Origin of the sequence: Spirosoma liriopis (assembly GCF_023196085.1) — a bacterium.
GTDB lineage: Bacteria > Bacteroidota > Bacteroidia > Cytophagales > Spirosomataceae > Spirosoma > Spirosoma oryzicola.
The window spans coordinates 1,300,811-1,314,147 of the sequence record NZ_JALPRF010000001.1; the positions used below are offsets into that span (position 1 = coordinate 1,300,811).

Genomic DNA, 13,337 nt, shown 5'->3' on the forward strand with positions numbered 1-13,337 from the left:
AGTTTGTTACGCGATAGGTGTATAACTTAACTTGCCTGTATCCCGCTTTTTTAGCCAATTCCGATAAGAAGTCAGAGCTTCCAGGCAAAAGCCCGTCGTTAATTCTTCCGATCCCCAGCCAGCCGTTTTACCGGGCTCCCGGCCTAAGAGAACAGTTCTCGACCATTCGCCCTGTTTAGCCTGTTGTGCCAGTAGCACCGTCGCGGTTCGTTCGATGACCATTGGGTTTCCCTGCCAGTAGATCAGCGCACTGAGTGCCTGTGCTGTTTCCAGCGGACTCTCCCCGAACAATCCGTCCGGTTGTTGATGGCTTAACAGGCGTTCTAGTACGACAGGTCGTACATTCTCCAGTTGGCGAACGCCCTTGTCAATAAGGCGTCCCAGCGCGTAGTAGAACGTGATTGGGCTACGGTACCAGCTATCGGACGCTGGTTCCTGCTTGGTATGAACAAGCTTCACCAAATAGTCCAGAATGGGTTGCGTGGCTTCGCTAAGACCCAGATAATACAAGGCATTGGCATTGATAACTTTACCAACGTCCGTGCGCCGATACCCTTGTTTTTTCCAGAAAAGCAGACTGTCAAACGGACGTTTGACGATCCGTAAGCCCGTGCGCCAGTACAGCCGGTTGAGCGTCGGTCGGGGGCGCAGCATCAACCAGGTATACAGCGCTCCGTTGTTGCCCTGATTTAATAGCAATAATGACCGCATATCGGCCCGAGGATAATCAACGTTTAGTGCATCGAACAAAGCGCCAACGTGAACGGTACTGTCAACATCGGGTGGACAAAGCGGGAATAAAGGATTCCGAAGCGCGTAGTAATTGCAAGCTCCACCCCGCATCATCTGATAATCCAAGAAAGAAACGGCACGCACAAGCACAGCACTGACTTTAGGATGATCATTCAGCCCCAGCAGTGTATTGGCAACGATTGCCGTTGGCGCGGCTACGCTATCGGGTGTGCACTGTTCCTGCATCCGTCTGTCGAGCGCTCTATAGCAGCAGAATTCTCCATTGGGGTACTGGTGCTGGTACAGATAATCAATACCCCGCAGGACAGCTTGCTCGACCTGATTGAGCCGCGACAACGCTATTTGATTCAATCGATCCATTCTACATCGATAGTAACCAGCTGCTGGGCCATTGACTGCATATTCTTTGTCATACTAGCTCCTTCTTCTACCAGCAACCGAACTGGTGAATTTTCCCAACCCAGATGGGCTAGGACCTGTAACGAATTAAACTCAAAAATAGCAGCCTTTAACAGATAACTACCTGCGGTCAAGGGTAACCTTGGCAATCGGCATGCTATTTCGTGTTGCCCTGCTTTTAAGGCTATGGGCGTTGCTGGAATGGCCCCTGTGATGCACGTTGCCCCATCGCCAGTCCATATAAAAAAGGTCCATCCTAAGTTCTCAAACGGTATCAGCGACTGATACGCAAGCGTTACCTTTATTTCGCTACCGGGCTGAATTACCGCCGACGCCGAACTCATCACCTGCATAGTCAAACTACGAATAGCAATCGGACGGTCGGAGCTAAGCACTGCCTGCGTCTCTTCTCCTGTTGAGGCTACATGCTGATGTTGCTGGGAAAAATAGTGATCCAGCGTTTCTGTCGCGGTACCGGAAAATTGGACCTGCCCTTTTTCAAGCAAAAGGCCGCGCTGACAAACCGCCTGAATATGATACGGTACGTGTGATACGAGAATGATAGAGCCCCCCGCCGATAGGTAGCTCTGCATATGCTTAAGGCACTTACGCTGAAAATCCAGATCGCCCACTGCTAGAACCTCGTCAACCAACAAAATATCCGGGTTTAGATGAGCCGCTACAGCATAAGCCAGGCGGGCCGTCATGCCTGAACTGTAGAACTGTACGGGCATATGAATAGCGTCGCCTAGTCCCGTGAAATCTATAATCTGCTCGATCAGCGGGTCCACCTGCCGTTTAGAGAGGCCCAACAGAGCGGCCCGCACGTAGATATTTTCGCGGCCCGATAAAACAGGGTCCAACCCGATCCCCAGTTCAATAAGCGCCCCGACATTACCGCGAATCCGAACCTGTCCCCGGTCGGGCTTTATCAGGCCGTTCAGTATTTTCAGAAGCGTACTTTTTCCGGCCCCGTTGTCGCCAACAATCGCCAGCGACTCCCCTTTGTGTAGATTAAAGGAGATGTTTTGCAAGCCCCAAAACTCCGTTTTACGAAGGTGTCCGTTGTCTTGGGTTTTAGGGCGTCTGTAAGGAGTAAGATCCTTGGCAATATCTTTCACGCCGTACCAAAGCGACCGGCGAAATGATGTACTAAACTTTTTAGAAAGATTATCGACGGAGAGTATAGGTACGGTATTCATTGACAATCTAATAGTAAAAAAACCTGATTCTCGGCGAAAGGATTTACAAACGAACGATCAGGTGCGGCTTAGCCAGCCGGTACAGCAGCCAACTCGTCAGCAAAAGCAAACACGATCCGAGGGCAACCAGCGTAAATCCGGTCGAGGGCTGGACCGCCCCCATCAGCAGCCAATCGCGGGTGGTCGTGAGCAGTGGCGTTACCGGATTCCAGGCAATGATCGATGCCATTGATGCTGGGGGACTATACACGATGGGTGTTATCAGGAACCATAGATTAATGACAACCGGCAAGGCATTAGCAATGTCGGCATAAAGCAAACCGACCGGTGCCAGTAAATAGCCCAACCCCAACCCGAAAATAACCAGCACGGCGAGTCCTAGGGGAGCCAATAGCATGGTTGCGTGCCAGGGCATCTGGAATCCAATCAGCACAATGAGCAGTATCAGCATCCGGACCGTGCTATTGAACAGCACGGCCCCTAGTCCGGCCACAATGAACGCTTCGTGGGGAACCCGGACCTTCGAGATGGTTGAACGAGCCTGCTGGAGCTGTTGCAGGGGGCAGTTGAGAGCCTCTACAAAGCCCTGCCAGAGAAACAACCCCGTCAGCACGAAAACCGGGTAGGGAACCGACGACGTTAGCCCTTTCAGTACTTTCGCCTGACCTAAATACATCCAGACCAGTCCCGTAACTAGCGGAGGCAACACCATCCAAACGTATCCGAGCAGATTCTGACGTACCTGTACCTTCAGGTTACGGACGAATAACTGCCAGCCGACATGATACACAATGCGCATATCGGCTTTGATTTCGCCCAAAAAACGGCGGGGTGTCAGCAAGGGCGAATGCGCTGAGTAAATAGTTTCGGTCATTGGTTGTAAATTACAAGCTGTTTACTTCTATTCACATTCGGTTAACATTTCGAATCGGCATCAATGGGTCAGCCTTTCGTATCGTCTCTTCGTCGCATGGGTGCGCAGATAAACGTATTGGTTCGTGCCAGAGAATGGTGGGGCTACAAATTTTCGCCCCTGCTGGCCACCGCTTACGCCACTACGTATCTGACAGGTGCTTCGCTTTGGTCGCTGCTACCGTGTCTGCTGATTCTGCTGCTGGCCCTGACCGTTGGTGCCGTTTACGTCAGCCTGATCAACGACTGGACCGACCGGGCCATCGACCGAGCCGCTGGCAAAGCCAACCGTTTGGCCGATAAGTCTACCACGTTTGTCTGGTCAGTCCTGGGCCTCTGTCTGGCAATAGGACTGGCATTCGGGTATTATTTCTGGACCATTGCCCCGGCGGTCAGTCTTTGGTACTCGGGTGCCTGGATCGCTTATTCGCTGTATTCAATTCCGCCGTTCCGGCTAAAGACGCGAAGCTTTGCGGGTGTGCTGGCCGACGCAGCGGGTGCGCATCTGTTCCCTCAATTGTTCACAATAGCTTTGATCAGTCATTGGGTAGGCCACACGGTCCCGGACGGCTGGTGGTGGGCCATCGGCGTCTGGTCGCTGGCCTGTGGCATTCGCAACATTCTCTGGCATGTACTCAGTGACGTGGTAGCCGACCGACAGGCGGGTATCAACACCTTTGTTACGCACGTTGGTGAAGTTACCGCTCAACGACTGGGTCAATGGGTTATTTTTCCGATTGAAGTAACGGCCTTTGCCGTACTACTGATTTTACTGGCTAATTCAGCGGCCCTAATCGCTTTGGCTCTGTACGTAATTCAGGAGTTCATGCGCCGGAAGCTGTGGAACATTCGTCTTTACGTACTAGCGCCTAACCAGCGTATCGTGCTGAACGAGTACTATATTACGTACTATCCGCTGGCAATTCTACTGACTCAGAGCGCCCGCTATCCCGTCGATATGGCGGTTCTGGTGCTGCACTTACTTCTCTTTGGTAGTCACCTGTCCGATTCCCTCCGGAACGCGTATCACATTGCGGGGCATCTGCGCCATCGTCTGCTCCGTTAGCGACAACAACGGGCTTGAAACTTAATCGCTTCTGAAGATGCTCCCGGCTCCAGACCGCCAGTTCCTGACTAACCCGGTACGGGGCCAGTTGAAAAGCAATGCTTAAGTGACGTAAAACGACCGAAGAGGCTACCGATTTTTTCCAGCTAAAGTAAGCGAAGGTAAAATGATGCATAGCCAACCGCCGACGAAAAATGCGTTTCTCGACTGGAGTCAACTGATGTTTGAAGCGATCCAGCAAGACCTGCTCGTCATGAAAGCCAACGTCGGGAATAATAAGGGTGTGATCGCGGCAGTCCCAGATGTTTGTTTCATGAATATGCTTCGTCCAGTGCGGTATCGGTGTAAACGCCGAGCGGCAGGGACGGTTGATCACCATATCCAGAAGCATACACCAGTCGTCGGCAATGCGCATTTGGCGATTCCAGGAACCCGGAAACGAACTCCGACGAATGATCAGCGAAGACGACGGGGATGGACAGTTTTCGATCATTATGCGCCGGTTCTGGCTGGGACTCAGCAGCCACCATCCATTATCTGTTTGGGTACAGAACCGTTTACGCTGTTCGGGTAATAGCAGATTGTGCGCGTAGCCGGTGCAATCGTTGCTGGTTCGCCAACTCGCAAATACAAAGTCCAGCTGGTGCTTTTGCAACATCGCCATACCGTTGGCCAAAAAATCAGGGTGCCACTCATCATCGGAATCGAGCGAGGCTATGTATTCACCCCGGCAGTACTGAAGACCCTGGGTGCGGGCAGCGGCCTGTCCCTGGTTAGGCTGGTAATAGTATTCGATGTCGTCAATGTCGGCCAACCGCTCTTTTGTACCATCTGCTGACCCATCGTCAATAACAATAATTTGCCAGGGCGAATAGGTTTGCGCGCGTACACTACGCAGTGCTCTTTCAATGAGGTGTCCTCGGTTATAAGTAGGAATAATAATCGATACAAGCGGCTGACTCATTGGAGAACAAGATTAGGAGCCGATTCGGTGTGATTAACCAGCTGAAGAAGTTGATGGCCAAATTGCTCGATGGCATCGGCCGGCACCCGATCGAGTGCATATTGTCGCGCCCGAGCGCCCATCTGGGGCCAGTCGGCCAATCGTTGCCAGGCCCGTTCGAGCGCATCATCAATAGCGTCTGCGGTAGGCGTGGCTGCCAGGAATCCCGTCTCGTTATCCGTTAACAGTTCGGCGACGCCACCAACGTTGGTTATTATCGAGGGGCGGCTGCAAAGCATCGTTTCAACCATAGCGAGTGGTAAGCCTTCACTACGCGATGGTAGTATCAGCGCATGGTGTGTTTGCCAGATAACAGCGGGATTAGGTACGTGACCGGCAAAATGCGTTCGGTCGGCTATATTCAGAAAGTGGGTAAGTTCCTCAACGGCCTGCCGATGGGGTCCGGCTCCAAAAAACGTGATCTGCCACTGGCGTGCGCGCCATTTAGGCTTCGTTAGCACCTCCAACAAGATGTCCTGCCCCTTGTCAAAAATATCAAGCCGAGCGACGCAGGCCAACCGAACCCCATCCGCAAACGAGGGAAACGACGATACCTCACTGGCGTCAAAAGAAACATTGACTGGATTAAAAACGACTTTGGCGTTCGGTAAGGGCAGGCTAAGCTGCCAGCGCGTCAGTTCGACATTATGTTGTGACACAAAAAAACAGCGCTCTGCCGATTGATAAGCCCGTTGAATCATCGGTCGATCACCATCGTACGGATACAGACAGTGAACGGCTTTCTGCGCGATCAATACGTAAGGAAGATTCTGATGGCGGCACAGGTCGGCAAATTTGATTCCGTCAAAATTATTGCCTTGCGCTACAATCGTCAGATGAGGGCGAATTACTTGCAAAGCCTTTTTCAATAATTGTAACGTTCCGTCCTGCCCATTCAACCAACGATACGGCACCAGCCGGTTTCGGAGTCGCCTTAGTACCGGAAGCAACTGATACAGATCGGTGACTGTGCAACCAGCATCCCGCAAGGCAATTATACGAGGGTGATGCGGATTGACATTCGTTTTGAAAACATGCACCTGATGCCCCGACTGGATCAAAAAATGGGCCGCACGAGCCCAAAGTTCTTCACTACCTCCCCAATCGACAGGACAGGAACTAACAATTACAAACCGCATCCGTATAGCTATCTTTCGCTTCACTAAATTTTCAGAACCACTTCGTCATCAACAGCTTGTAACGATCGGTAAACAGCACAAAACTGGCACGAGAGCAGACATGCACCTTGTATAGTCTTATGATAGAGTATCCCTATTTATCTACTAATAAAAACAAACTATCTATCATATATAGTATCTAGTTATTAAGCGGTAGGCAAGAGTAAAAAAAGGTCAAATTATAACTATTTTGGTATACTTATTTTACATAAACAATACTTTAGTAAATATCCTTTTGTTGTCATCAGCGCTACTAAACAAAACGGTAACTTACCAAAAAGATAGCAGAAAAGCCAAACACAGTTTTTATTGACAGTGCATGGCTTTTAACTCGTATCTATGCGATGTAGATTTCTGTAGTCGGGATGTTTGGGTACAGACCGAAGTAATAGAAAGGATGTATCAATCGACTCGATAACGATTCAATTGGACACAGCGATAGGATGCGGCCCGGCTAAAACCCAACCGATACCGTATACGACTATAAAGCGCTAAATAATAATTAATCCTGGCTACTCTTCGTCCTCCTGCTTTTTGAGCGTCAGAATGACTTTACCATTTTCGATCAGCCGTGTTTTCAACACTTTTTGGGCAGGTACCGCCAAAAGCAGCATGGGCTGAACGGTGTATGACAACGGATTTTTCGTCAGGGTTGTGTCTGTCATCCGGATGTAGCGGACGGTCATCACCGAATCCTGGACGAATACCCTGCTGATGGACAACTTTGGCGGTTTGTTGGTAGCCGGTATTGAGATGCCGATAACTACTTCTCTGTTGAAATTCGGCATATCGGGGCGCTTGCTCATCGTAGTCGCCGGCTTGAATACTTTTTCGAACGCATCCGCCTTGTCGAATACAAACAGGGTCGGTTTTCCCTTGTTGACAGGCGCGTCATTGCTTAGAAAATATCCGTTCAGCATCCGGTATTTGAGCGTGACCTGTGCAAGCGTAATGAGGCTCAGAAAGAAGCAGAAGAGAAAAAAAACAGAACGAGAAGATACACGTAAACGGCGTTCGAAGAAGGCAAAAAACGACATACTACAGACTTTACTATACCACGGCAATATAGTTGTAACGTCTGATTACTGAAAGGCAGTATGTTCGTGACGATTAAAAAGATATTATTTCAACGGCAGCACCCCTTATTCAACCGGATTTCGGACGGTCATTCCGGCCACGTTAAAGCAGGAATTCTCATTATCGCTCTTGCATTCGAACAAATCAAACGCTTCGACGCCTTTGTCGAGCCGGTCGAAATACAAGACAAATGACAGTTTGGCGTCCTGCTTGATTTCAACGGTTTCCGGGGACGTTGGAATACCTTCCGTCTTCAACAATGCATACGTACGTTTTCCATCCGACGAAGCTAAAACGGCTTTCGGATTAAAGGAAATAGCACTGGTACCCGCGTAGTTAAAGTAGCGGTCGTCTTTGCTTTTGCCGTACGTAAGATAAAGCACCGTGTAGGTAGCCGTCAGGCGAATGTCCGTCACCCGAATGTCAGGGTCCTGTGAGTGACCAAGCCCACCGTGCGGATCAGGCAAAATGCGCGACTGAAGCGCGTACGTTGGCTGATTAGGCTGGTAATATTCAGCCCCATCAGCCGGAGCATTCACGCTTGGCAGCCGGTGCGAGGTACAGGCGGAGACGAGCAGAACAAGAGCGACGAGAGCTTTCATAGCTTTAATTTACGTTCTTCCGTCCGAATAACCAAGAACTCAACGGGTCTGTTTTTGGAGTACGCCTGCGGTCATAATTTTCCACAGCTGATCGTAAACGTCTACCGCCGACAGGTTGTTTCCCACGTTCTGACTGCTTACAAATACAGGATGATGTTCCCGCGCCGTCCCGATGCGGCCATGCGATCCTTTGACCAACGTAGCATCGAGTGAAATCACGTTCATCAGATAGCGGAATCCAAGCAGTTTACGACCCAGCTTGTAACCCGCCTTTAATTTAATGAGTGGGTTGGTCTGATCCATAAACATCTCGACGGGGTCATAACCGGGCTTCTGGTGAATAGCAACCAACCGGGCGTAGTCTGGAGCGCGGGCGTCGTCCAGCCAATAGTAATACGTAAACCAGCTATCGGCGTCGGCAACAACCACCAGATCGCCGGAGCGTTCGTGATCGATGTGGTACTCCTTCTGCTGCTCTTTGTCCAGGACCAACTCAACGCCCGGTGTGTTTTCCAGGATTGACCGCACTTTTTCAAAAACACCTGGATCATTGATGTAAACGTGGGCAATCTGGTGATCGGGCGTTGCAAAGGCAGGTGAAGCACCCGCATCAAACAACTCCAATCCACGCTCTTCGCGGTAGCGAATCATCCCCGCTTCGCGCAGAATCCGGTTGATGTGAATAGGCCGACTGACGTTCGTGATGCCGTATTCCGATAACACGACCACCTCAGCGCCCTGTTTTTCATAATGCTGGATCAAATCCCGGCACACATCATCGATTTCGCGCAGGTCGTTCGCTATTTTCGAGAAATCCTGTCCGAATTTCTGCACGCAGTAATCCAGGTGCGGCAGGTAAATCAGCGTCAGCGTTGGATTGTGCCACTTATCGACGAGCATCGATGCATCGGCAATCCAGCGACTACTTTTTATCGTTGTCTGTGGCCCCCAGAACTGAAAAAGCGGAAATGTGCCAAGCTCTTTTTGAAGCTTGTCGCGCAGGTCGCCAGGCTGGGTGTAACAGTCAGGAAGTTTGATACCATCCGATGGGTACTGCGGGCGGGGCGTCGCCGAAAAATCAGCGGTAGAGTACATGTTGTACCACCAGAACATTTTCGACACCGTGAAATTCGGGTCGATCTTTTTGGCACGCTCCCAAATTTTTTCGCCCGCAACAAGCTTGTTGGACTGCTTCCAGAATTTTACTTCTGAATCGATGCGGTCGTACCAGCCATTGCCAACGATACCGGTTTCACTAGGCCACTTTCCCGTTACATACGTAGACTGTACCGACGTTGTCAATGCTGGCAGCATCGGATCGATGGTAGCCTGGTGCTTACTGGCAAACCACTGTTTTAGAAAAGGCGTGTGTTCGCCAATCAGCGAATAAGACAACCCAACAACGTCGATTACTACAGTCTTTTTCATACGTGTAACCCGGACAAGCTATCCGGCAAGGAATTATGTGTGTGAATATACGTAGTGACTACCAGCCAGGATAGTCAGGGTACTTCGACTCAATTTATTGATTTAACTACCCGACGCGGACCTCCAGATCACTTAAAACCCAGCGGATTTCGCGCTCGATAGAATCGACCAGATCCAGTTTCAGGGCTTCGGGCAATACGTCCCACGTGTACGTTTCTACCTCCATCTGATTCGTGAAAGGCCGGTCCGTCAATAACCGTAGCACTTCACCGATATCATCTTGCGTAGATTGCAGAACTCCATAATCCGAAACGAACAGGGGAACGTGAAAATGTGCCCGCCATTCGGCATGGGTTTCGTCAAAGGCCGCCAAGGCTTCGGGCAGATCCTTGAACCGCAGGAGTTCGCCCGATTGCGTTCGTGCTACAACCTGATGCAGATACGTGGGCTCGTTGAATTGCTCGAACGCTTGCCGAACCGCTGCCCGTCCTTCCGCATCAGCAGGAAACTGCGCTTTCAAAGCCGCACTAATCTGAATCTTACCGACGCGCAGTCCATACTCTTTAATTTTGGCGAGCACGTCAGCCGGTTGTTCGTAGCCGACGGCAAAATGACAAACGTCGTAGCAGAGCCGGACGTGTTCGCAGATACGAGCTTCGGCTTCCTCGTCGGTCAAACCAAACTGCTCCGTCAATTGCTCGATACCCATTGGCAAGAGATAATCTGTAAACCAGGCAATAAACTCGTCGCTTGTTTCAATAACACCGTCGGGTTCGGGTTCCAGATCGAGGTGCATCAGCCGGTCCGTTTGCTGTCGCAGCTTGATTAACTCAGCCACGACTTCGAGTACGTTCTGCGTCGTCTGGGAAAAGATGTAATCACGGGCCGCCGGTTGATCCCATTCGAACCAGTGTCGATACGATAAAGGCGACGTTGATACGCCACCCTGAATAGCATTTCCCAGTTCATCAACGGGCAGCAGCACCGACAAAATCCGGAACAGGCGTTTGGTGTATTCAACCCGCGCTTCGGTTGTCCAGTCGGGCGTATGCACCTGATCTTTGACGACAGTATGATGAAATCCACCGAACGGAAAGCCGTTCATCGTGAACACATAACAATCGTTGTCGGCCAGCCAATGTTGAAAGGCAACCAGATTTTCGGGCTTTTCCAGTTCTTCACTAGCCACGTCGGACAGGCGCAGGCCAATACCAAAGGGACCGTCGGGCGAAAGCCTTCGCTTTAGTTCGGGAACCGCCTGCTGTAGAGCCTCAAAATGATCGGGCCAGGTTTCACCCGCGTGAATATTGGTGCAGTAACCAAGGTGCCCAAGCGTATTTAGCTTCATACGAGTTGCGATTCAGCCGTCGGCTCCTGCTCTTTTAAGGTGGCAATCGACCAGCGAACCTTTGCCGCATCGATCTCATGAACTTCTACGCCTTTTCCGATGCCCTGCAACAGCATGATGGTCAGCTGACCACCGAGATGTTCACGAAATTCGGCTAATCCTTTTAAAACGCCTTTGCTTTCATCGGCATCGAGCATAGGCTGGTAAAGCGAAAAACCAAGCGTCCGCAATGTCTTGAGCACCCGGTTTGTATCCGCGTCGGTAAGCCAGCCGAGCTGCTGCGAGTACAGGCAGTCCATCGCGATACCAATGGCGACCGCTTCCCCGTGCCGCAATTCGAAATTGGTCAATTGTTCCAGTTTATGGGCGCTCCAGTGTCCAAAATCCAGCGGACGCGACGAACCCATTTCAAACGGATCGCCCCCGGCAATGTGTTCCAGGTGCATTTCTGCGCAACGGTGAATCAGGTAATCCATCGTCTCCATGTCCCGAGCGGCCAGGGCTTCGGCGTTGCGTTCGATCCACTCGAAAAACAGAGAGTCTTTGATCAACGCCACTTTAATGGCTTCGGAGATACCAGCCCGCCAGTCGCGATCATCGAGCGTTATCAGGAAATCACGGTCATTGAAAACAGCCACGGGCGGCACGAACGTACCCAGAAAATTCTTTTTACCCCGGTAGTTAACGCTGTTCTTGACGCCAACGCCGGAATCGTTCTGCGACAAAACGGTCGTTGGAATACGAATGTGGCGAATACCCCGGTGCGAAATAGCCGCAGCATAGCCAACCATATCCAGGACCGAGCCGCCCCCAACAGCAACTATGTACGAATGCCGATCCACGCCATGACGGTCTACAGCATCCACCAGCTGTTCAACCAGCGCCGGGTCGTTTTTGGAAATTTCGCCACCCGGAATAACGATCAACTCGGGTACGAGTTCTACTCGATCAGTCAGTTGAGCAAAGTACGCTTTGATGTCCGTTAACAGATCAGGGTGCGCATCGGCAACGCCCGAATCGATAACAAAAAGAATCTTTTTTCGTAGTTCGCTGCTCTGTTGCGTAAAAAAATCGGCAAGTAGCGGATTGGTACTCTTGAAAAGCTTTTCGGTAAAAAAGACGTTGTACGTAAACCGAACCGCGAAGGACTGTTGCAGGTGGCTCATTTCATTAATATTCACTCTGACTATAAAATTCAAACTTACCAAATTAACAACAGTTTTGCCCAAAAAAGTCCATTGGTTGGCGCAGATATGATGTTATTGCGTATCTAGTACACAGATATGTTTGCAGAGTAGCCTAGGGCAGCGTAACTCGTACGCACGGGGCGACGAAATAAGAAGAGAAATCTCGCTTGATTATACCCGCTCGTAGAAATCGTTCCAGGTGTGGGTATACGGTTTATCATGGCTTCCCGAATGCCAGCTGCTAGCAAAACGGGTCAAACAACCGTTTACTGAGCGAGTGGCGGCATGGACCCCGAGTATTCTATTAGCTTTGCACAAGACCTTACAACCGAATCAGTATGATTGCACTCATTACCGGCGCCACTTCGGGTATTGGCCGCGCTACTGCCGAAGCCTTCGCCGATCTTAATTATCGCCTTATTTTGTGTGGCCGACGGCAAGAGCGTTTAGACGAACTGGAAGACGTTCTTGGCGCGCAGACCCCCGTCATAACGCTGGCGTTTGACGTACGGACACGGGATGAAGTCGAACAGGCGATCAGCACGCTTCCCACCGAATGGCAATCCATCGATATTCTGGTCAACAACGCTGGCAATGCGCATGGCCTCGCTCCTATCCAGGACGGCGACCCAAACGACTGGGATCAGATGATCGATGGTAATGTACAAGGGCTTTTGTACGTGTCAAAAGCCATTATTCCGGGTATGGTTCAGCGAAAGCGGGGCCACATTGTCAACATCAGTTCCATTGCTGGCAAAGAAACGTATGCCAACGGAGCCGTGTATTGCGCTAGTAAAGCAGCTGTAGAAGCCCTTAGCACCGGTATGAGACTCGATCTCACGCAGCATGGCATAAAGGTGACGAATATTGCACCGGGGGCGGTCGAAACAGAATTCTCGATGGTACGCTTCAAAGGCGACAACGAACGGGCGGCAAAAGTATACGAAGGCTTTAAACCCCTAACACCCATCGACATTGCTGACACAATCGTTTACGTAGTAACGGCCCCCGCCCATGTCACCATTGCCGACCTCACGATCCTGGCAGGTGCGCAAGCCTCAGCAACGACCATTTACCGAAAGTGATCATCTGCGCCTTATTCGTAGGAGCGAAAACGAATTAGTACGCCGGTCTTTTTGGGTTTTTACGAAAAATAAAACAACTAGCAGTCAACAGCTTACC

At 50.8% G+C, this 13,337-nt stretch carries 11 protein-coding genes and 1 pseudogene; 2 read left to right on the top strand and 10 right to left on the bottom strand.

Annotation, left to right across the window (positions count from 1 at the left end):
• Positions 1-6: 6 nt before the first annotated feature.
• Genes M0L20_RS05420 through M0L20_RS05430 form a run of 3 tightly spaced genes read right to left on the bottom strand, consistent with a single transcriptional unit; the run spans position 7 to position 3,228 of the window.
• On the bottom strand, positions 7-1,113 hold the full coding sequence (locus tag M0L20_RS05420; RefSeq protein ID WP_248476013.1) for a prenyltransferase/squalene oxidase repeat-containing protein: 1,107 nt from the start codon (positions 1,111-1,113) through the stop codon (positions 7-9).
• Positions 1,101-2,354, bottom strand: coding sequence for an ABC transporter ATP-binding protein (locus tag M0L20_RS05425; RefSeq protein WP_248476014.1), 1,254 nt, complete (start codon positions 2,352-2,354; stop codon positions 1,101-1,103). Before M0L20_RS05425 ends, M0L20_RS05420 begins: the two co-directional genes overlap by 13 nt.
• Before the next feature lie 43 nt (positions 2,355-2,397).
• A complete protein-coding gene (locus tag M0L20_RS05430; protein WP_248476015.1) occupies positions 2,398-3,228 on the bottom strand; it encodes an ABC transporter permease in 831 nt (276 codons plus the stop codon).
• A gap of 63 nt (positions 3,229-3,291) precedes the next feature.
• On the opposite strand from M0L20_RS05430, the gene M0L20_RS05435 reads away from it, so the two are divergent.
• On the top strand, positions 3,292-4,332 hold the full coding sequence (locus M0L20_RS05435) for a UbiA family prenyltransferase (RefSeq protein ID WP_248476016.1): 1,041 nt from the start codon (positions 3,292-3,294) through the stop codon (positions 4,330-4,332).
• Positions 4,333-4,897: 565 nt separating this feature from the next.
• On the opposite strand, the pseudogene M0L20_RS05440 reads toward M0L20_RS05435, so the two are convergent.
• The 7 genes and pseudogenes from M0L20_RS05440 to M0L20_RS05470 form a co-directional block, all read right to left on the bottom strand.
• Positions 4,898-5,296, bottom strand: a pseudogene (locus M0L20_RS05440) (glycosyltransferase family 2 protein); the annotation flags it as partial.
• Entirely contained in the window at positions 5,293-6,474 is a 1,182-nt protein-coding gene (locus tag M0L20_RS05445) for a glycosyltransferase family 4 protein (RefSeq protein ID WP_248476017.1), read from the bottom strand. The gene M0L20_RS05445 and the pseudogene M0L20_RS05440, both read right to left, overlap by 4 nt.
• 551 nt (positions 6,475-7,025) lie before the next feature.
• A complete protein-coding gene (locus tag M0L20_RS05450) occupies positions 7,026-7,550 on the bottom strand; it encodes a hypothetical protein (RefSeq protein ID WP_232559846.1) in 525 nt (174 codons plus the stop codon).
• A gap of 105 nt (positions 7,551-7,655) precedes the next feature.
• Positions 7,656-8,192 (bottom strand): hypothetical protein, encoded by a 537-nt coding sequence (locus M0L20_RS05455; RefSeq protein ID WP_232559847.1) that lies wholly within the window; start codon positions 8,190-8,192, stop codon positions 7,656-7,658.
• Between the two features lie 39 nt (positions 8,193-8,231).
• Positions 8,232-9,620, bottom strand: coding sequence for an alkaline phosphatase family protein (locus M0L20_RS05460; protein ID WP_248476018.1), 1,389 nt, complete (start codon positions 9,618-9,620; stop codon positions 8,232-8,234).
• Between the two features lie 106 nt (positions 9,621-9,726).
• Positions 9,727-10,968 carry a metabolite traffic protein EboE gene (eboE, locus tag M0L20_RS05465; protein WP_248476019.1) on the bottom strand — a complete coding sequence of 414 codons (1,242 nt, stop codon included), beginning with the start codon at positions 10,966-10,968 and terminating at the stop codon, positions 9,727-9,729.
• Positions 10,965-12,134 carry a 3-dehydroquinate synthase gene (locus M0L20_RS05470; RefSeq protein ID WP_248476020.1) on the bottom strand — a complete coding sequence of 390 codons (1,170 nt, stop codon included), beginning with the start codon at positions 12,132-12,134 and terminating at the stop codon, positions 10,965-10,967. Before M0L20_RS05470 ends, eboE begins: the two co-directional genes overlap by 4 nt.
• A 353-nt stretch (positions 12,135-12,487) precedes the next feature.
• Here M0L20_RS05470 and M0L20_RS05475 point away from each other — a divergent pair, with 353 nt between their 5' ends.
• Positions 12,488-13,240 (top strand): SDR family NAD(P)-dependent oxidoreductase, encoded by a 753-nt coding sequence (locus M0L20_RS05475; protein WP_248476605.1) that lies wholly within the window; start codon positions 12,488-12,490, stop codon positions 13,238-13,240.
• The last annotated feature ends 97 nt before the right edge of the window (positions 13,241-13,337 follow it).

Coding starts and splice junctions, on each gene's coding strand:
- M0L20_RS05420 (WP_248476013.1), bottom strand. CDS start 1,113: ATGGATCGATTGAATCAAATAGCGTTGTCGCGGCTCAATCAGGTCGAG.
- M0L20_RS05425 (WP_248476014.1), bottom strand. CDS start 2,354: ATGAATACCGTACCTATACTCTCCGTCGATAATCTTTCTAAAAAGTTT.
- M0L20_RS05430 (WP_248476015.1), bottom strand. CDS start 3,228: ATGACCGAAACTATTTACTCAGCGCATTCGCCCTTGCTGACACCCCGC.
- M0L20_RS05435 (WP_248476016.1), top strand. CDS start 3,292: ATGGGTCAGCCTTTCGTATCGTCTCTTCGTCGCATGGGTGCGCAGATA.
- M0L20_RS05445 (WP_248476017.1), bottom strand. CDS start 6,474: ATGCGGTTTGTAATTGTTAGTTCCTGTCCTGTCGATTGGGGAGGTAGT.
- M0L20_RS05450 (WP_232559846.1), bottom strand. CDS start 7,550: ATGTCGTTTTTTGCCTTCTTCGAACGCCGTTTACGTGTATCTTCTCGT.
- M0L20_RS05455 (WP_232559847.1), bottom strand. CDS start 8,192: ATGAAAGCTCTCGTCGCTCTTGTTCTGCTCGTCTCCGCCTGTACCTCG.
- M0L20_RS05460 (WP_248476018.1), bottom strand. CDS start 9,620: ATGAAAAAGACTGTAGTAATCGACGTTGTTGGGTTGTCTTATTCGCTG.
- eboE (WP_248476019.1), bottom strand. CDS start 10,968: ATGAAGCTAAATACGCTTGGGCACCTTGGTTACTGCACCAATATTCAC.
- M0L20_RS05470 (WP_248476020.1), bottom strand. CDS start 12,134: ATGAGCCACCTGCAACAGTCCTTCGCGGTTCGGTTTACGTACAACGTC.